We start from the raw sequence: 18,219 nt of genomic DNA on the forward strand, positions 1-18,219 counted from the left end.
AGCATAAATTGCGATCACAACACCCGCAATTAAAAATCACGAACGCACCGTTTACAGATCATTTTGATTCGTAATAGCCTAAGGCAATCGTCGGGCGCCAACTGCCCGACCCACAAACTCAGGGACGGGCAGGCACATGTGGCTGTTTACCAAATTCGGTTTCTTTTCCGTTGTAAAGAAAGGCACCCACGATGACCTGACCATTCGCAGCCGCACACGCAGCGACCTGGACCGTCTTCGCAATCACTATCTGCCTTCGCTCTCTGCCTCCCGAGCCCATGAGGGCACTGACTACCCCTGGCGAGCCACGGCGTCTGCTTCCGCCCTGGCGGAGGCGATGAGCGCCATTGCGCAGGACATTGACTATGCGAATTTCAAAGACGAAGTAGCGCTTAGCCTTGGGAAAGATCGCGCCAAACGCTACGGCAGAGTCTGGTCGGCGCTCTACGATATGTCGGATGATCTCAGCGAACCCCATCCGGAAGGCTTCGAGGGCCTCCCCTGGCAACAATGCGCCAGCACCGGTAAAGCCGTGGCCTATGGCGGCGTGGTGATCGACCCCAATGGCTACCTGCTGATGCGCGAGGTGAAAAACCACTTCGATGGCTATGTGTGGACATTTGCCAAAGGCCGCCAGGATAAAGGGGAAAGCCCAAGGCAGACCGCACAGCGCGAAGTCCGCGAAGAGATGGGCATAGATGCCACCATTCTCTCAGCTATACCCGGCGAATTTGCTGGCGGCACCACAATCAACCGTTTCTTCCTAATGCTGACGGACCGTGGAACACCAGACCTCACCTTTGGGAATCGGGAGACTGAGCGCCTGATCTGGGCAACTGCAGAGGAAGCCAAGCGACTGATCGCGCAATCAACCAACACTAAAGGGCGACAGCGTGACCTTGCCATTCTTCAAGCTGCGCTGGCCCTTCTGCCTGCCGAACCTCCACTTAAACGTGCTATGGCTCGCCGCACCGACTGGCAAAGCAAGTTCATGCCTGCTGCGCGAGTAATCGTGCCCCTGGAAACTCGCTATTCGCTTCAGGAAATGGCCACAATCATCCCTGGTTCCTTGCCCAACAGCCAGGATGACAAGTGGTTCATCTTCTACGAAGACGGCGTGCTGCACTGTCACCGCAGCTGGACAGGCATCTGCATTTTCCGAGTTCACTTCAGGCCCTGCGATAGCGGCTGGCAAGCATGGCAAGTGGAAATCAATCGACACAGCGGACAATACACAGCAACCGATGAACGCGAGGATTTTGCGCTGCTGGATATGATCATTGAGCAACTGCTGATCTTTTGCCCCGCAAGCTGACCCCAATGGTTCTGCTAAACCATCCGAATTACACGCAAGGCGAAAGCACAATGAGCGATTTTCAAAAAGAATACGCCCTGTGGGATGAATTTCTGTCTATCTGGCCTGCCTCCCGATTGGCCAGCATGACGCTGGACGAATACACCCAGGCAGGATCGAAAGACAGCTTCACCTATTGGATCGAATCACGCCTCGATGAACTGGGCAGCATCTGGGGTGGCTCGTCTTTCAAGTTCGGCGTGTTCTCGCGCAAGGACACTGAAGACAAGGGTTCGGACACTAAGCTTTCCTACTCGGAAACACACGGCTGGTATTCATCGCTTGGCACATCAGCCGAGGCTGCTTTCGACAAAGTCCGGAGTTTCGTAGCGCAGGTGGCGGACTGGGCCGCCAAAGGCGATCTGGACGCCATCGAGTCCTTTGAGCATCTGGGCGAGGCTTTTAAATGGAAGATTGCCTTCCACTACCAGGACCGGAAGGCGCCAGTGATCGTCGATATTTTCAAGCGTGCGCCGCTGGCAGTGTTTGTTGGCGGTACCGCAAGTCAGCGCATGGCCACGCTGCAGAAGGCCACACTGGCCAAACGCCCAAGCGACCTCGGCATTCTGGAGTTCGGGCGGCAGGTGTGGGAGGCGTGGAGCCAGAAGAATCTGGCCATCTGGAAGCTATCGCACGGACTAAACGACTTTTCTGCCGAAGAGCGCAGGCAGTACCTGCAGGAAGAGCTGGGCGTGATGCATAGCGATACCGCGAAGGGCCAGGCCGAGAGCTTCCAGAAGGCGCCAGCCGGCAGCTTGTTCTACTTGTGCCACGGAAATGAAAGCCTTCAACTAGTCGGACAGTTCATCTCTGATCCTGCACCATGCTTGAAAGGGGATGGTTGGCTACAGCGCCGCTACAGGGTGTTGAAGCACGGCATCAAGCATGGTGGCTTTCAAGGCAGCCAGAAAGGCTGGACGCCCAACTACCGCTCCACCTTCAAACAAGTGCCCGCTCACGATCTGCCGGAGTTCGAGAGTGATTTACTCAAGCCGTTTTTCGGCACCGATTTAGCTGAACTGGCCGCATTGGCCGGTGACCCCATCGCGGATGTCAGCCCCCTCGCCGCAAGCCAGTCATTGCCCCCAACCTCTCAGGTAAAGCATGTGGCCAGCAAACCCGTCGCAATCTGCTCCAACCGCATCTACTACGGGCCGCCCGGAACAGGCAAAACCTTCACACTGATGCAGCTACTCAAGCACGACTACGAAGAGCAGGTGGCATCGGTCAATGCAGATGAATGGCGGGCTCAGATTATTGCTGAAAAGATTGCACCGCTGACCTGGTGGGAAGGTGCGGCCGCTGCGCTATATGACCTGGGGGGCAAAGCCAAAGTACCAGAGCTAGCAGGACACCCCTTCATCAAAGCCATCGCTAGCGCAAAAGGTCGTACCAGCGGCATAAAGCAGACACTCTGGGGCACACTTCAGCACCACACGGTTCTGGAGTCAGCAACGGTCAACACGAAACTTCGCCTGGAACCTGCCATTTTTGATAAGTCGTCAGACTCGGCGTGGCAATTTGCGGGAGTCTCTCAAGACATCTGCTCGGACATCTTCACGCTTGTCGACAAGATCAAGCAGGGCCCCGTCCCCGACACAGGCGAACAACTGCAACGCCATAGCTTCGTCACCTTCCACCAGTCTTACGGATATGAGGAATTCGTTGAGGGCTTGCGGCCAGTACTCGCGGACGACCCGATTGATGGCGACGCTGAAACGGGCCAAGTGGCTTACAGGATCAAAGACGGAGCATTCAAGGAGCTCTGCCGCCGTGCACGCAACACACCTGACAAGCGTTTCGCGATGGTCATCGACGAGATCAACCGCGGCAATATCAGCAAGATTTTCGGCGAGCTGATCACGCTGATCGAGGCCGACAAGCGAGACCCACTCGATGGGACTCCACCGCCGACTGAAGTGATCCTTGCATACTCAGGAAAGCCTTTTTCGGTGCCAGCCAACGTAGACATCATCGGCACGATGAACACTGCGGATCGTTCACTGGCTCTGCTGGATACGGCGCTGCGCCGCCGTTTTGATTTCGTACCGCTGCTACCCGACACTCGCGCAACCAAATCACCTGATGAACCGCACAGTGCGCCGCTGGCAGGGTTGATAGTAACCACGGGGGCAGGCGAGATCGACGTGCGCCGGATGCTGGAACGCATCAATGAGCGAATCGAGGCGCTTTACGACCGTGATCATTGCATCGGTCACGCCTACTTCACTCATCTGTGGAGAAAGACGGATGGCCCGGACAGATTCGACGCACTGGCCGACACGTTCCGCAATCGAGTTCTACCCCTGCTGGAGGAATACTTCTTCGAGGATTGGCGCAAGATTCGCTTAGTTCTAGGCGACAACCAGAAACCCGACGCCGCCCAGTTCATTACAGAGAATGACTCACATGAGCAGGATCTGAGCACTCTCTTTGGGAGCGATCACGGATTGGATAGCTATAGCACCAAGCGCCGCTACCTACCCCAGTCCTCGGCTTACAGCGAACCAGCCGCCTATTTCGGTATTTACCAAACCTCGACCTGACAGGTACGGAAATGGCGGGCATTACGATTTTCGAGTTTGACGCCATGGCGGTTTTGCCGTCCGGCTCGCACGATATGGTTGGGTTGCACAGGATCTCTGCCAATGTTTTTGCCTGGCTGGAGACCCAGGCATTACGCAACGCAGAAGCGGGCGAGTCGACCTGGCTGCGCCTGACTCAACGGCACGGCCGAAGGGCCATACAGGTTAAAAGCTTCGTGGGCGTGATTCGCTGCCCCGACGGCTTCCAGATTGAAGTGCTGCCTAAGCTGGGTAAAGCCAATGGCGAAGCAGATGCGCGACAGCTGCTAATCGAGATGCTGTGTTGCCTCGGTAGTTTTCGCCACATCCAAACCAATAGTGCCCAGTTACAAGCTCGCCGGATGCCTTTGCTGGAGGTGTTCATCGCTGAGTTTCTGCGAGCAGTAGATCACACCGTGAAGCGAGGCCTGCGCAGCGATTACCGCGCCCAGCAAGATAATCTGTTCGCTCTGCGCGGCAAGCTGAATATGGCACAGCATCTTCGTCTCAATCTATGCCGTCGTGACCGGTTCTATACCGAGTTCGACGAGTTTTCGCTCAACAGACCGGAAAACCGCCTACTGCATACAACCCTAAAGCGCGTATTGAAGTGGACTGCCTCGCAAGCAAACCAGCAGCTAGCACGAGAGCTGTGTTTCGTTTTCGCCGAAATTCCCACATCTGACCAGATCAACGCGGACTTTGGTCGGATACGGCCAGATCGAGGGATGGCTCATTACGACGCAGCAATGGCTTGGGCCCGACTGATTCTGCTAGATGAGTCACCCCTTACTGGTACAGGCCAACATTCCGCGCCGTCCCTGCTCTTTCCGATGGAAGCGGTCTTTGAGGCTTTTGTCGCGAAACATCTCGCCCGACAACTCAACTCAGGCCACGACCTGCGCCCCCAAACACGCAGCCTGAGGCTTGTACGACATAAAGAGCAGGACTGGTTCCAGCTCAAGCCTGATCTGCTGGTACAAACTGCCAAAACCAATCGCTTGGTGCTCGACACCAAGTGGAAGCTGGTTGATGAGCGGAAAGCCAATAGCAAGGAAAAGTACGGCTTGAATCAAAGCGACTTCTACCAGCTACATGCTTACGGCGAGAGCTATCTCGACGGAAAAGGCGATGTGATCCTGATCTATCCCAAGACCGAAACCTTCGGCCAGCCCCTGACAGTATTTAGCTTCCCCAAGTCCCCCGACATGCGCTTGTGGGTTCTCCCCTTCTGTCTGCGTACCAAACAGATGCTCTTACCGCCTTGCGGAAAACTCGCTCGTTTTTTCTCGTCAGCAACCTGAGCGATAGTCGCTCAACATTCGGGAATCCCATGCTCAGTCGCTATCTCGCGGGTCTGCTGCTTGGCCTCACAGCAACAGCAAACGCAGCTGATACCTCCAGCTGTTACGCCATTGCTGAGGCTGATGCCAGAACCTACTGCCTAGCCCTCGCGCACAATGACCCAGGTCGCTGCTATGCGATTCAAAACTCCCCGATGCGCAGCCGCTGCCTGGCTGAAGCAAGACAATGAGTCCTGGCGAAATCAAAGAGCTGCTGCTTGACCTGCAGAGGCTCGTTTTGGAGACAGAGCAAGCAGAGCAGGCGATTCTGCGCAAAGCCCAAGAGCGTCTGGATCAACTGCCTAAGGCGCAATCCAGCGAAATTGAAAGGCGTCTGCTTCGAGGGGTGATATATCGAGCGGAAGCGGCACTAGGGCTGAAAAATCAGCTTGATTAAGCCACCTCCAAGCAACTTGATGGCGCCACGCAGTAGCGTGTCGAGGCCCGTAGGTTTTGTTCCAACGCATGGTCACCGCCAGCCGGAGCCCCAGGAGACCGTGAACAGCCTGTCGGCGCTGGATATTTAACCGCGGGGTTCGACGGAGGAAAGACATGGATGTTCATCAGCTGCGCGGCAAGAAAGGTGTTCACGCATGCTGTGGTCGCGATATGTCCATCACCACTTCGTTTCCCCGTTTGTTTTCTGAAAACAGAACGGTGCGAGATGTGTTGCGGGGCAATGCGAAAGTACCATGCGAGGCCTTGGTCGCCGAGGTAGTAAATATGACGCTGCCCAACTTGCTTCCTGGAGCCCTACGAGCTGATTTGCCGGATTATCTGTAGATCACAGGTCGGTAGGCTCCGGTTCAAATCTACCCTTGGGCGTAAGCCTCCCCCTACGGTACAGGATCGGGCTGTACCGTAGGGGGAGGCTAAAGACCCAGCAGACGGCGTACTGCGCTTTTGTCAAGCTCAGCGTGCTTTCGACTGATGTCATCCAACTCTGCAAGCGCATCTAGTATGCGCCTTTCTTCTGGGTCAACTTCAACTGGATGAGTCGGTAGGTTAAGCACAGTGTTGGTTATGCCTTTAATGGCTATTGCTGACTCCAAGGTTTTCCCCAAATGTGCGCTAATCTTACGGACTATCGCAAAGCTTCGCTCTGCTTCCATAATCGCTTTCTTTTCTGTTTTTGTGCATTTGCTGAATGCACTGGCTGGCAACTTGAATTCTGTCAGCTCCCCGCTTTCGATTGGCGACGAGAATTTGGACTTTCCGGAGTATTTCCGCCACCTCACAGTTACAGCTGTTACTCCTTGTTCGACGCTGCAAATGTGAGACCAGAATCGAAAGTTAGGGTTATTTTCTTGATCTTCCGCTCTGGTTGACTTGTACTTCTCAACAATGGCTTGAGAAAATTCAAATAGTAGAGCGATGGCTTGGTTTATTTCCGCGCGTATCACAAGCTCTGAGTCGGCTGCTCTATCGCTTAACTTGGCGAGCGCAACGCTAAGCTCGTTTTCTTTCATAAGATGTGCCCTCATAGTTTGCCCGCTGCTGGACAGCATAAGCAGGGGCGTAAGCCATATTATGGCGAGGCGATGCTGACTTGATTTTTGCCTAATTGCGGGAAATTAGCGTTTATACCGAACATCGAAATCTTTTACGGCGTGATAATTGGCAGTGTCTCGATGTATATAGGAGGTTTCTATGGCTGCTATCCGTTTGCGCGATATCGTTCACAACCGGGCTGTATATCGTCAGACCAGTACTTTTTTGGGGGAGGTCCAAGCCCTGCTTGGAGACGCCTCGGTGAAAGGTTTCGAAACCGACGTCAGTTTTCGCTACTCGTTACTAGCTGCGACGGCTCATCATTCGGTGCTCGAAGATTTGAAGGGGGTAGACGAGAACTTGCATTGGAGGGTTGCGTCGTTCCTGTCTGTCATCGAGTCCTATTTGGCTGACCGCCCATTTGACTCTAACAACTCCACGCAGCTCTTCGGTGCAATGAGCGTTCTGGCGACAGACTGCAGGATTAGAAGCGAGCAGCGGCTGAGTTCCCTGAGGTCTGCTCTGTTCTTGGACGGGGCTCGCTGACCTCAGCCTCCAGGGGGCGTTTATCGAGTGCTTTGAGGGTGTGCAAGCCGGTCAGATGGCTGACGTGGCTGATAGGCATATCCGCAGCAAGCCTTCGAGCCAAACCCGTAACCGCTGAGACAGAAGGGAAGCCGGTTCCAGCCAATCGATCCGCTCGCTCACTCGCCCACAGCGCAGGCAGTCGACGCGACGTGCGGGCAGTTGAAGTAGGACTCGTTGATCCAACAGATCGCGGTCACGTAGTTGCCGTAGACGCCGGTCATGAATCAACGGACTGGGCTGCTGGCAGCGCCCGCACCGAGGCACTAGCGTGGCTTGGGGTTCCAGCTCAATTAGCAGGGTGTTTTCAGCAACGGGGCGAGAGGCGACGACGTCGTAGCCTGGGCAGAAAACGGCAAGATCAACAGGATGCAGGGCGACAGCAGGGTGTGGGAGTTGGTGTGTGTGGCGACTGCCAATCTACCCACTTCCTTGCATATTAACTTACTCTTCCGCCAGAGTCCGCAGAACCTTTTTTTATTCGCTACCAGACTCCTCCTCTGGCGCATAGCTTTTCTTCCCACCGTTGGCGATCTGGAGCATTGCTTGCGTTGCCGTTTCCACGGACTGTCGGACCGGATCAAGATCGAGACGGGCATATATAAGGGTTGCCTTTAGGCTCTTCTGATTCAAGCTCTTTCCGATTATAGGGAGGGTAGCCCCCGTCTTTGCCTGCCAGCTCGCAAGAGTACGGCGTAAATCATGAATGCGCAGGTCGGTCATGTCATAGAGAGCAGGGTCGACTTGCAATGCTTTCGCTAGTTTGAGCAGGCGCCTTTCGGCTGTAATTGGCGCTGTGGCCACTTGCTCTTCAGCCTGCTGACGCCCTTCGGCGTCCAGCTTACCGAGCCGCTCCAATGTATCCAGCAATCGAAGTAAGCTCGCATGACGCAGCACAGCCGCCCAAGCTTTTTTGGGCTCCACTAAATGACCGGTTTTCCCCGTCCCGGGGAAAACGAAGGGTGAACCCTTGGCGCTGCGTTTACGAAGCCTCAATATCTCAATGGCCTCGTTGGATAAGGTGACATTCTGTGGCGTACCGTTTTTGGTCATATCAACACGCCAGACACGGCTCTCAAAATCTATATCGTGCCAGGTCATTGCCTGTACATTCGAGCGGCGGGCGCCCGTAAGTAGCGCGAGCAGGAAAAAGTGCCCCTGAGCAGACTTGTTCAGAGCCTCAAAAAGATAAGGTAGCTCAGATGCTTGGGCGAATCGATCGCGCTCAACGATCTCGTTCTTTTGAATCCGGACGGCGGGGTTGATACCAGAGTAGTGCTCATGGTCAGCCGCAAAGTTGAATACGGATGAAATGATCGCGACCGCCTTGTCCGCCTGCCGGGGGCTATTTTTGCTCACCTGGCGGTGGATGGAGGTCACCGCAGAACGCGTTACCTGCGACAGCTTGGCGTTAGCTATCGAGCCCATATGAAGCCGCGCGGTGTCGAGGTAGTCTTTCTTTGTACGCTCCGTTATATGGGCCCCGTTACGCTTACGCTTCTTTTCAAGCATCTCCGAGAGCATTGCGTTAAAGGTTGGCTCCTGCCGTATCGCACGTCGGGCTGCGGCCGGGTCTGCACCTGAAGCGAATTTTCCTAGCACTTTCTGCGCTTCCGAACGCGCCTGCTCAACAGTCATCTCCGGAAAGCCTCCAAGCTTTACCCAACTCATCGACGCGCCGGCTCGCTTGATGACATAGAACGTGCGGGACCCAGAAGAAGTGACTCGCATTGCCAGTTTAGGAATCTCGATGTCGTACACCGTGAGGCGCTTGCCCGCTTCAGGCGGCTCCACCGCCAACAACGCCCGTTTGGTGAACTTCAACTTCATCGCTCGCTCCTTCTCAGCGGTCACTAAGGCTATCGCCGGGCTAGCACTGGCTATCAATTATGGTCTATTAGCATCAGATCATAGAGCCATCAGAAGAGCCTGCAACCCACGCCACACCTACGTTTATTAAGTTCCATCCATGACCGTCAATATGCGGAGCCCCAAACTTGTAATCAGTAGGTCCCGGGTTCGACTCCTGGTGCCGGCACCATCTAAATCAAGGCTCGCAGCGATGCGGGCCTTTTTTGTTTTCGCGCGGACGGCACCCGGTCGAGCGCACCTGTTTCCAGATGCCTCCATCCGCTGTGCGCTCCGGCGCCTTCGTGGTGCAATGCGCGCCTGTGTGGCTGGCGCATTGGAGTGACCGAGCATGTTCGAATCGATTACCGGGCTGATCGAGCAGGGAGGCTATTTCGGCATCCTGGCGCTGATGTTTCTCGAGAATCTGTTCCCGCCGATTCCCTCGGAAGTGATCATGCCGCTGGCCGGTTTTCTGGCTGCGCGCGGCGAGCTCAATCTGTTCGGCGTGGTGGTGGCCGGTACGCTGGGTTCGTTTCTGGGTGCGCTGCCCTGGTATTACGCTGGCGCGCGGCTCGGCGAGGAGCGCATGCGCCGGCTTGCCGCGCGGCATGGGCGCTGGCTGACCCTGTCGGGCGACGATGTGCTGGAGGCCGGAGTCTGGTTTCGTGCGCACGGCCGCAAGGCGGTGTTCTTTGGCCGCCTGGTGCCGGCGATCCGCACGCTGATTTCGGTGCCGGCCGGGATCGCGCAGATGCCTTTTGCCAGCTTTGCCTTCTACACGCTTGCCGGCTCGGCGATCTGGACCTTTGTGCTGACGCTCGCCGGCTATCTGCTGCATGCCGAGTACGATCGCGTGGCCGACTACCTCGACCCGGGCTCGAACATCGTGCTGGGCACGATCGTGGCGATCTACCTGTACCGGCTGCTGCGCAACGGGCGCAGGGCCGGCGAGCGACAGCGCTGAGCCTTAGCCGCCGCGGGCGAGGCAGCGGCGGCGGCGCTCGTCGACCCGCTGGGCGAACCAGGCGGTGGTGAGGTTGCGGGTGATCTTCGGGCTTTCCAGCTTGATACCCGGCACCAGCGCACGTGGCAGCCGCTTGCCGGCGCGCCGGTCGGCCAGCGCGAACACCTTTTCGTAGAGTTCGCTGTCCTCGAAGGCCAGGCTGTCGCCCTGCAACAGGGCACGGCGGATCTCGTCTTCATCGAGATCCAGCTGCTTGCCGAGTGTGCGCACCGCGCGTTCGGTGGCCCCCACGCGGCTGCTGCCATGAATGACCAGGTCGCCATCGAGCGCGAGCTTGATGCCGCTGGCCCGGGTCACGGCGTTCTGGAAGGCCGCGTTGCGGCTGGCGTACCAACCGGCATTGAAGTCGGCGTAGCGATACAGCGACTTGTCGTAATGGGCCGGGTAGCCGAGCAGGTGGGCGATACCGAAGTACATGCCGCCGCGGCGGCTGAACACCTCGTCGCGCACGCTGCCTTCGATCGGGTACGGGTAGTCGCCTGCGCGGCTTTCGGCAAAGGCGATGCTGACCTGCATCGGCCCGCCGGTGCGCACCGGGTTGAGGCTGCCGAACAGCTGGCGGCCGAGCGGCACCATGCCGGTGAAGTCGTCGAAGATGGCGCTCAGTTCCTGCTCGGTGCGCACCCGGCTCAGCCGCTCGGCGTAGGTCTTGCCGGTCGGCGAATCGAGGCTGAGTGCGCCGCGCACGAGAAACTGCGGGATATGCAGGCGCGCGGCTCGGCGGTCGATCTCGGCGCGTGCGATCTTCGCCAGTCCGGGTACGGGCGGCGCGACCTGGAAGGTCGACTCCTGCTCGGTGACGGCGATCACCGAGCAGAGGTTTTCGCGGCTCGGCTCGATCTCCAGCGTCGTGAAGGCCGTCTGGATGTCCTGCGCCCAGCCCTGGCGATCGCGCAGGTTGCCCGGCAACAGGCGCATGAGCTCGGCGCGCACTTCGGCGGGTGTCGGCCCGGCGGGCTGCGGCTCGCGCAGGCCGCAGCCGGCCAGCAGCAGGGTTACGAGAAGGCTGAAGAGCAGAGGAAGCGGTGTGCGCACGGGGCCATCCTGGTCGGGTGTTCGCTGGGTTTGATCCTGCCAGGCGGTGGAAGGTCCGCCGCTCAGTCGCCGGCCTTGCGCTCGCGCTTGCGAGTCGGCCGATGGAACAGGCGCTGCACGGGCGCCTGGCCCTCGATCCCGGCCCAGCGACCGGATGCGAAGACCAGCTCGACGACGGCACAGGTCGGCATATGCTCGATGCCCGCGCCCAGGCGCGTGGCCAGCTCGGTCAGCTCCGGGTTGTGGCCGACCAGCATCAGGCTCTGCAGGTCGTCCGGCTGTTCGCCGATCACCGCCAGCAGCACGTCCGGCGTGCAGGCATACAGGCGCGCCTGGTAGTCGATGGCCGCCGGCGGATAGCCCATCGCCTCGGCCAGCGGGCGTGCCGTAGCCTGGGCGCGCGCGGCGGTACTGCACAGCAGGCGCTGCGGCCGCACGCCGCGCGCCGCAAGCCAGGGGCCGATCTCCTCGAGCTGCCGCAGGCCGCGCTTGGCCAGCGGGCGGTCATGGTCGGCCAGGGCCTGGTCGTCCCAGCACGACTTGGCATGCCGCACCAGATAGAGCGTTTTCATCGATTGCCTCTTTTCGCGTTAACGCCAGTCTCGATAAGGAGATCAAATCCCATAACTGGGAATGACCTATCTATCCCGGATTCATGGACACCACCGGGTGACTCCGGCTGTTTCTATCCCACAAACGGGACGCAGCATGCCAGTGGGCAGCCAGCATTCGTGCAAAATTCCTTTAAAAACAATAAGTTAGATCATTGGCACGAAACTGGCTATTCCGCCAGGCGCCCTGCGCAAACCACAACAACAAGAAGGTCTGCCATTGCCCCGCCGTGGTCAGGCCAGGAGATCGAACGATGAGTGTAGTCATCGCCCTTGCTGCTCTGGGGCTTCTGATGCTCGCCGCCTACCGCGGCTACAGCGTCATCCTGTTTGCCCCCATCGCCGCCCTCGGTGCCGTGCTGCTGACCGACCCCAGTGCGGTCGCGCCCGCCTTCACCGGCATTTTCATGGAAAAGATGGTCGGCTTCATCAAGCTGTATTTCCCCGTGTTCCTGCTCGGTGCGGTGTTCGGCAAGCTGATCGAGATGAGCGGCTTCTCGCGCTCGATCGTCGCCGCGGCGATCCGCCTGCTCGGCGGCGGCCAGGCCATGCTGGTGATCGTGCTGGTCTGCGCGCTGCTGACCTACGGCGGCGTCTCGCTGTTCGTGGTGGTGTTCGCGGTGTACCCGTTCGCTGCCGAGATGTTCCGCCAGAGCGACATCCCCAAGCGGCTGATCCCCGGCACCATCGCCCTCGGCGCCTTCACCTTCACCATGACGGCAGTGCCCGGCACACCGCAGATCCAGAACATCATCCCGACCACCTTTTTCAACACCACCACCTGGGCTGCGCCCTGGCTCGGGCTGATCGGCACGCTGTTCGTCTTCAGCCTCGGCATGCTCTATCTCAAGCGCCAGGCGAACAAGGCCCGCCACGCTGGCGAAGGCTATGGCACCAACCTGCGCAACGAACCGCAGACGCCGGACGACATCGCCCTGCCGAACCCCTGGCTGGCGCTCTCGCCGCTGCTGCTGGTGCTGCTGGCCAACCTGCTGTTCACTCGCTGGATCCCCGAACTCTACGGCAACAGCCATGTGCTGCAGCTCGCCGGCATGGCGGCGCCGCTGACCACCGATGTCAGCAAGGTGACTGCCATCTGGGCGGTGGAGGCCGCGCTGCTGCTGGGCATCCTGCTGGTGCTGGCATCGAGCTTCGCCACCCTGCGCGGCAAGCTGGCCGAGGGCACCAAGAGCGCGGTCAGCGGCTCGCTGCTGGCGTCGATGAACACCGCCTCGGAATTCGGCTTCGGCGCGGTCATCGCCTCGCTGCCCGGCTTCATGGTGCTGGCCGATGCGCTGTCGGCGATTCCCAACCCGCTGATCAACGAGGCGATCACCGTCAACCTGCTGGCCGGCATCACCGGCTCGGCTTCCGGTGGCATGAGCATCGCGCTGGCGGCCATGGCCGAGAGCTTCGTCGCCGCCGCCAACGCCGCGCAGATCCCGCTGGAAGTGCTGCACCGGGTCGCCTCGATGGCCTCTGGCGGCCTCGACACGCTGCCGCACAACGGCGCGGTGATCACCCTGCTGGCGGTTACCGGGCTGACCCACCGCGAGTCCTACAAGGACATCTTCGCGATCACCCTGATCGCCACCACCGCGGCCTTTTTCATCATCGGTGTGTTCTACGCTACCGGTATCGTCTGACGTGCAGCGCGCCGGCCCGGGCCGGCGCCGTCAAGGAGAGCCAAACATGAACCTCGCAGGCAAGACCGCTCTGGTCACCGGCTCCACCAGCGGCATCGGCCTGGGCATTGCCAAGCGCCTGGCCGAAGCCGGCGCCAACCTGGTGCTCAACGGATTCGGCGATGCCGAGCCGGCGCTGGCCGCGGTGCGTGCCGCCGGCGGCCAGGTGCGCCATCACCCCGCCGACATGGCCCGGCCCGAGCAGATCGCCGCGCTGGTGGCCTTCGTCGAAAGCGAATTCGGCGCACTGGACATCCTCGTCAACAACGCCGGCATCCAGCATGTCGCGCCGGTCGACGAATTTCCGCCCGAGCGCTGGGACAGCATCCTGGCGATCAACCTGTCCTCGGTGTTCCACACCACGCGCCTGGCGCTGCCGGGCATGCGGCGGCGCGGCTGGGGGCGGATCGTCAACATCGCCTCGGTGCACGGGCTGGTCGGCTCGACCGGCAAGGCCGCCTATGTCGCGGCCAAGCACGGCGTGGTCGGGCTGACCAAGGTGGTCGCGCTGGAAACCGCGCAGGAGCCGATCACCTGCAATGCCATCTGCCCCGGCTGGGTGCTGACGCCGCTGGTGCAGCAGCAGATCGACGAGCGCGCCCGCGCCGACGGCGACCTCGAGCGCGCGCGCCACGACCTGCTGGCCGAGAAGCAGCCTTCGCTGGAATTCGTCACCCCCGAACAGCTCGGCGAATTGACGCTCTATCTGTGCAGCGACGCGGCCGCGCAGGTCCGCGGCGTCGCCTGGAACATCGACGGCGGCTGGGCCGCCCGCTGAACAAGACAACAACAAAGAGGGAGATCCATGAACAAGCTCTACCCCAACGCCGCAGCCGCCCTCGACGGGCTGGTCGAAGACGGCATGACGGTCGCCGTCGGCGGCTTCGGCCTGTGCGGCATTCCCGAGACGCTGATCGCCGCGCTGCGCGACAGTGGCCGCAAGGGCCTAACGGCAATCAGCAACAACGCCGGCGTCGACGGCTTCGGCCTTGGCCTGCTGCTGGAGACGCGGCAGATCCGCAAGATGATTTCCTCCTACGTGGGCGAGAACAAGGAGTTCGAGCGCCAGTACCTCTCCGGCGAACTGGAGCTGGAGTTCACCCCGCAGGGCACCCTGGCCGAGAAGCTGCGCGCTGGCGGCGCGGGCATCCCGGCGTTCTACACCAGGACCGGCTACGGCACGCTGGTCGCCGAAGGCAAGGAGACCCGCCAGTTCAACGGCGAGTGGTACGTCATGGAAGAATCGCTGACCGCCGACCTGGCGCTGGTCAAGGCGTGGAAGACCGACAAGGCCGGCAACCTGCTGTTCCGCAAGACCGCGCGCAACTTCAACCCGCTGGCAGCGATGGCCGGCGAGGTCTGCGTCGTCGAGGTCGAGGAGATCGTCGAGACCGGTGAGCTGGACCCCGATCAGATTCACCTGCCCGGCATCTACGTGCACCGCATCGTGCACAACCCGAACCCGGAAAAACGCATCGAAAAACGCACGGTGAGGAGCTGAACATGGCCTGGACACGCGAACAGATGGCACAACGCGCCGCACGGGAACTGGAAGACGGCTTCTACGTGAACCTCGGCATCGGCCTGCCGACCCTGGTGGCCAACTACATCCCCGAAGGCATGGATGTCTGGCTGCAGAGCGAGAACGGCCTGCTCGGCATCGGCCCCTTCCCCAGCGAAGAGGAGGTCGACGCCGACCTGATCAACGCCGGCAAGCAGACGGTCACCGCGCTGCCCGGGGCGAGCTTCTTCGACAACGCGCAGAGCTTCGCGATGATCCGCGGCGGCCACATCAACCTGGCCATCCTCGGTGCCATGCAGGTCTCGGAAAAGGGCGACCTGGCCAACTGGATGATCCCCGGCAAGATGGTCAAGGGCATGGGCGGAGCGATGGATCTGGTGGCCGGGGTGAAAAAGGTCGTGGTGCTGATGGAGCACACCGCCAAGGGCGGCGCGCACAAGATCCTGCCGGCCTGCGACCTGCCGCTGACCGGGGTCGGCGTGGTCGACCGCATCATCACCGACCTCGCCGTGCTCGATGTCACCGAGCAGGGTTTGACGCTCGTCGAGCTGGCCGAAGGCGTGAGCTTCGACGAACTGCAGGCGGCGACCGGCTGCCCGATCGTTCGCTGAGCCCGGCGCAGCGGGCGCCGCTCAGGGCTGCCAGAGAATCAGCGGCAGTTCCAGCGGCACCCGCAGGCCGTCATAGGCCGCCGGGATCACCCGCGCGGTGTAGTGCGCCGCCGGGCGGGCGGCCGGCAGCGAGCCGCTGAACAGCCAGTGCGGCCCCGAACCGCTGCGCGCAGTCAGCGTCAGGCACTCGGCCGGCCAGTCTCCGCAGGCATCGGCGTACAGTTGCACGAGCAGGTCGTCGGCATACAGCTGCCCCACGTCCAGCTCCACGCTGGCCTGGTAGCCCTCGCCGAGCGGCTCCAGTGCGACCCGGACGAACGCCAGCCGCGGCCAGTGGCGCTGCAGCCGGTGGATGCGGCCGGCCAGCGCGTAGGCGCGGGCCGAGCCGTCCGCGCTGCGCTCGCGGTAGGCGCGCGCCGCCGGCAAGTAGAACTGCTCGGTGTACTCGCGCACCACCCGGTCGGCGGAAAAGCGCTGCACCAGTTCGCCCATGCTGCGGCGGATGCGCTGCACCCAGGCACGCGGCAGGTTGGCCTCGTCGCGGCTGTAGTACTCCGGTATCACCTCCTGCTCGAGCAGCCTGTAGAGCTGCTCGGCATCGCGCCCATCGTGCGTCTCGTCGTGCTCCAGACCGTCGCCGATCGCCCAGCCGAGGTCCGGCGCATAGGCTTCGGCCCACCAGCCGTCGAGCTGGGACAGGTTCAGCCCGCCGTTGGCCAGCACCTTCATGCCGCTGGTGCCGCTGGCCTCCCAGGGGCGCCGCGGCGTATTGATCCAGACGTCGACACCCTGCACCAGGTGCCGCGCCAGCCGCATGTCGTAGTCCTCGAGAAACACCACGCGCCCGGCGACATCCGGCCGCGCGATGAAGCGCTGCCACTCGGCGAGCAGCGCCTGCCCGGCACGGTCGGCCGGATGCGCCTTGCCGGCGACCAGCAGCTGCACCGGGCGCTCGCGGTCGGCGAGGATGCGCGCCAGGCGATCGGGGTCCTGCAGCAGCAGGTTGGGCCGCTTGTAGGCGGTGAAGCGCCGTGCGAAGCCGATCGTCAGGCGTTCGGCATCCAGCCCGCAGCCGGCCGCGGCAATGCACTCGGCAGTCGCCCCGTGCACCGCCAGGCTGCGCGCCAGGTAGCCGCAGACAAAGGCGAGCAGCTCGTGCCGCGCGTGCTGGCGGATCTGCCAGAGCCAGTGATCGTCGACCCGCGCCAGCAGGTCGGCTACCACGCTGTCGCCACCGCGCCAGGGGATCTCGTCGCCGTGCAGCTCGAACCAGTGCTGCTCGGCGTCGGACGACAGCCAGGTCGGCAGGTGCACCCCGTTGGTCACGTGGCCGATGGGCACTTCGACCAGCGGCCAGCGGGGGTACAGCCCGCGGAAGATGAAGCGGCTGGTGGCCTCGTGCAGGCGGCTCACCGCATTCACCGCGCCGGAGCCGTGTGCGGCGAGGCAGGCCATGTTGAAGGTCGCCTGCGGGTCGTCCGCTGCCGCCCCGCCCAATGCGAGCAGCTCGCGCGCGGCGATGCCAAGCTCCGCCTCGGCATAGCGGCCCAGGTACTGGCTGACGCGGGCCGCGGGAAAGCGGTCGAAGCCGGCTTCGACCGGCGTATGCGTGGTGAACAGGTTGCCGGCACGGGTCGCGGCCAGCGCCACCTCGAAGGGCACGCCGCGCGCCGCCATGTAGCTGCGCGCCCGCTCGAGCACGGCAAAGGCGGCATGCCCGTCGTTGAGATGGCACACCTCCGGGGTCAGCCCGGCAGCCTCGAGCAGGCGCCAGCCGCCGATGCCCAGCACGATCTCCTGACGCAGGCGCATCTCCCGGTCGCCGCCGTACAGCTGGCTGGTGATCAGGCGAACCTGCGGTGGGTTGGCCGGCTCGTTGGTGTCGAGCAGCAGCAATCGGCAACGGCCGACGCGCGCCTGCCAGCCGCGAATCCACAGCTGCATCCCGGGCAGGCGAAAGGCCAGGCGCAGCGGCCGGCCGGCCAGGTCGGTGAGCGGTTCGACCGGCAACTGCCGCGTGTCGTTGACCGGGTACAGGGCCTGCTGCCGGCCGTCGGCATCGATGCCCTGGCGGAAGTAGCCGTGCTGCCAGAGCATGCCCACCGCGACCACCGGCACGCCGAGGTCGCTGGCGGCCTTGAGCTGGTCGCCGGCGACGTTGCCCAACCCGCCGGAATAGATCGGCAGCGCCTCGCTGAGCATGTATTCCATGGAGAAGTAGGCGACGCAGGCGAGCGCATCATCGACGGCGCGCTCGGCGAACCAGGTCGGCTGCGCGGCCTCGGCACGGCGGCGCTCTACCAGTTCGCGCACCCGGCCATGGAATTCCGGCCGGCGCAGCAGCTCGGCCAGCTGCCGGTCGGGCACGGTGCTCAGGACCAGGCAGGGGTTGTGCGTCAGGTCCCAGAGGTCCTCGTCGATGGCCTGCCAGATGTCGTCATTGCGGCTCGACCAGCGGATCGACTGATCGAAGGCCAGCTCGCGCAGCGTATGCGGCGTGATCGGCGGTAGTCCGTTGCGCTGGGCCAAGGGCACCTCATGCG

General features: G+C 61.5%; 16 protein-coding genes and 1 pseudogene. 11 read left to right on the plus strand and 6 right to left on the minus strand.

The genetic code is table 11. The annotated features are described in order from the left end of the window. Positions 1–136 precede the first annotated feature (136 nt). From AC0KXH_RS18605 to AC0KXH_RS18625, 5 genes are all read left to right on the plus strand, one after another. Positions 137–1,315 carry an NUDIX hydrolase gene (locus tag AC0KXH_RS18605; RefSeq protein ID WP_488223854.1) on the plus strand — a complete coding sequence of 393 codons (1,179 nt, stop codon included), beginning with the start codon at positions 137–139 and terminating at the stop codon, positions 1,313–1,315. A gap of 50 nt (positions 1,316–1,365) precedes the next feature. Further along, positions 1,366–3,900, plus strand: coding sequence for an McrB family protein (locus AC0KXH_RS18610; RefSeq protein ID WP_488223855.1), 2,535 nt, complete (start codon positions 1,366–1,368; stop codon positions 3,898–3,900). Positions 3,901–3,911: 11 nt separating this feature from the next. After that, positions 3,912–5,222, plus strand: a complete 1,311-nt coding sequence (locus tag AC0KXH_RS18615; RefSeq protein WP_488223856.1) for an McrC family protein — start codon at positions 3,912–3,914, stop codon at positions 5,220–5,222. 226 nt (positions 5,223–5,448) lie between these two features. Then, positions 5,449–5,658 carry a hypothetical protein gene (locus tag AC0KXH_RS18620; RefSeq protein WP_488223857.1) on the plus strand — a complete coding sequence of 70 codons (210 nt, stop codon included), beginning with the start codon at positions 5,449–5,451 and terminating at the stop codon, positions 5,656–5,658. Positions 5,659–5,813: 155 nt separating this feature from the next. Then, complete coding sequence (locus AC0KXH_RS18625) at positions 5,814–6,044, plus strand: hypothetical protein (protein WP_488223858.1); 231 nt, start codon at positions 5,814–5,816, stop codon at positions 6,042–6,044. A gap of 89 nt (positions 6,045–6,133) precedes the next feature. Here AC0KXH_RS18625 and mobI read toward each other — a convergent pair whose 3' ends face one another. After that, positions 6,134–6,730, minus strand: coding sequence for a conjugative transfer protein MobI(A/C) (gene mobI / locus AC0KXH_RS18630; RefSeq protein ID WP_488223859.1), 597 nt, complete (start codon positions 6,728–6,730; stop codon positions 6,134–6,136). A 181-nt stretch (positions 6,731–6,911) separates the two neighbouring features. Between mobI and AC0KXH_RS18635 the strand changes: the two genes are divergently transcribed. After that, positions 6,912–7,298 carry a hypothetical protein gene (locus AC0KXH_RS18635; protein WP_488223860.1) on the plus strand — a complete coding sequence of 129 codons (387 nt, stop codon included), beginning with the start codon at positions 6,912–6,914 and terminating at the stop codon, positions 7,296–7,298. Here AC0KXH_RS18635 and AC0KXH_RS18640 read toward each other — a convergent pair. Beyond that, positions 7,297–7,712: pseudogene (locus tag AC0KXH_RS18640) on the minus strand (transposase family protein); the annotation flags it as partial. The gene AC0KXH_RS18635 and the pseudogene AC0KXH_RS18640 sit on opposite strands and share 2 nt — an antisense overlap. Before the next feature lie 102 nt (positions 7,713–7,814). Continuing rightward, on the minus strand, positions 7,815–9,167 hold the full coding sequence (locus AC0KXH_RS18645) for a site-specific integrase (RefSeq protein WP_488223861.1): 1,353 nt from the start codon (positions 9,165–9,167) through the stop codon (positions 7,815–7,817). A 370-nt stretch (positions 9,168–9,537) separates the two neighbouring features. On the opposite strand from AC0KXH_RS18645, the gene AC0KXH_RS18650 reads away from it, so the two are divergent. After that, positions 9,538–10,152, plus strand: a complete 615-nt coding sequence (locus AC0KXH_RS18650) for a DedA family protein (protein WP_043222558.1) — start codon at positions 9,538–9,540, stop codon at positions 10,150–10,152. A gap of 3 nt (positions 10,153–10,155) precedes the next feature. Here AC0KXH_RS18650 and AC0KXH_RS18655 read toward each other — a convergent pair whose 3' ends face one another. Both AC0KXH_RS18655 and AC0KXH_RS18660 read right to left on the minus strand, forming a co-directional pair. Then, the gene (locus AC0KXH_RS18655) at positions 10,156–11,247 is read right to left on the minus strand and encodes a DUF1615 domain-containing protein (RefSeq protein ID WP_325165355.1); all 1,092 of its coding nucleotides are present in this window, start codon (positions 11,245–11,247) and stop codon (positions 10,156–10,158) included. Between the two features lie 62 nt (positions 11,248–11,309). Next, positions 11,310–11,819 carry a SixA phosphatase family protein gene (locus tag AC0KXH_RS18660; RefSeq protein ID WP_488223862.1) on the minus strand — a complete coding sequence of 170 codons (510 nt, stop codon included), beginning with the start codon at positions 11,817–11,819 and terminating at the stop codon, positions 11,310–11,312. A gap of 293 nt (positions 11,820–12,112) precedes the next feature. On the opposite strand from AC0KXH_RS18660, the gene AC0KXH_RS18665 reads away from it, so the two are divergent. The 4 genes from AC0KXH_RS18665 to AC0KXH_RS18680 are packed head-to-tail and all read left to right on the plus strand — an operon-like array spanning position 12,113 to position 15,676. Beyond that, entirely contained in the window at positions 12,113–13,504 is a 1,392-nt protein-coding gene (locus tag AC0KXH_RS18665) for a GntP family permease (RefSeq protein ID WP_041109501.1), read from the plus strand. Between the two features lie 46 nt (positions 13,505–13,550). After that, positions 13,551–14,321 carry a 3-hydroxybutyrate dehydrogenase gene (locus AC0KXH_RS18670; RefSeq protein WP_200290452.1) on the plus strand — a complete coding sequence of 257 codons (771 nt, stop codon included), beginning with the start codon at positions 13,551–13,553 and terminating at the stop codon, positions 14,319–14,321. 27 nt (positions 14,322–14,348) lie between these two features. Further along, positions 14,349–15,044 (plus strand): CoA transferase subunit A, encoded by a 696-nt coding sequence (locus AC0KXH_RS18675; protein WP_488223863.1) that lies wholly within the window; start codon positions 14,349–14,351, stop codon positions 15,042–15,044. 2 nt (positions 15,045–15,046) lie between these two features. Further along, a complete protein-coding gene (locus AC0KXH_RS18680) occupies positions 15,047–15,676 on the plus strand; it encodes a CoA transferase subunit B (RefSeq protein WP_043222568.1) in 630 nt (209 codons plus the stop codon). Between the two features lie 21 nt (positions 15,677–15,697). On the opposite strand, the gene glgP is transcribed toward AC0KXH_RS18680, so the two are convergent. After that, a complete protein-coding gene (glgP, locus tag AC0KXH_RS18685) occupies positions 15,698–18,205 on the minus strand; it encodes an alpha-glucan family phosphorylase (protein WP_488223864.1) in 2,508 nt (835 codons plus the stop codon). Positions 18,206–18,219: the final 14 nt, after the last annotated feature.

This window comes from Stutzerimonas sp. CXK-1, assembly GCF_057738225.1.

Coding starts and splice junctions, on each gene's coding strand:
- AC0KXH_RS18605 (WP_488223854.1), top strand. CDS start 137: ATGTGGCTGTTTACCAAATTCGGTTTCTTTTCCGTTGTAAAGAAAGGC.
- AC0KXH_RS18610 (WP_488223855.1), top strand. CDS start 1,366: ATGAGCGATTTTCAAAAAGAATACGCCCTGTGGGATGAATTTCTGTCT.
- AC0KXH_RS18615 (WP_488223856.1), top strand. CDS start 3,912: ATGGCGGGCATTACGATTTTCGAGTTTGACGCCATGGCGGTTTTGCCG.
- AC0KXH_RS18620 (WP_488223857.1), top strand. CDS start 5,449: ATGAGTCCTGGCGAAATCAAAGAGCTGCTGCTTGACCTGCAGAGGCTC.
- AC0KXH_RS18625 (WP_488223858.1), top strand. CDS start 5,814: ATGGATGTTCATCAGCTGCGCGGCAAGAAAGGTGTTCACGCATGCTGT.
- mobI (WP_488223859.1), bottom strand. CDS start 6,730: ATGAAAGAAAACGAGCTTAGCGTTGCGCTCGCCAAGTTAAGCGATAGA.
- AC0KXH_RS18635 (WP_488223860.1), top strand. CDS start 6,912: ATGGCTGCTATCCGTTTGCGCGATATCGTTCACAACCGGGCTGTATAT.
- AC0KXH_RS18645 (WP_488223861.1), bottom strand. CDS start 9,167: ATGAAGTTGAAGTTCACCAAACGGGCGTTGTTGGCGGTGGAGCCGCCT.
- AC0KXH_RS18650 (WP_043222558.1), top strand. CDS start 9,538: ATGTTCGAATCGATTACCGGGCTGATCGAGCAGGGAGGCTATTTCGGC.
- AC0KXH_RS18660 (WP_488223862.1), bottom strand. CDS start 11,819: ATGAAAACGCTCTATCTGGTGCGGCATGCCAAGTCGTGCTGGGACGAC.
- AC0KXH_RS18665 (WP_041109501.1), top strand. CDS start 12,113: ATGAGTGTAGTCATCGCCCTTGCTGCTCTGGGGCTTCTGATGCTCGCC.
- AC0KXH_RS18670 (WP_200290452.1), top strand. CDS start 13,551: ATGAACCTCGCAGGCAAGACCGCTCTGGTCACCGGCTCCACCAGCGGC.
- AC0KXH_RS18675 (WP_488223863.1), top strand. CDS start 14,349: ATGAACAAGCTCTACCCCAACGCCGCAGCCGCCCTCGACGGGCTGGTC.
- AC0KXH_RS18680 (WP_043222568.1), top strand. CDS start 15,047: ATGGCCTGGACACGCGAACAGATGGCACAACGCGCCGCACGGGAACTG.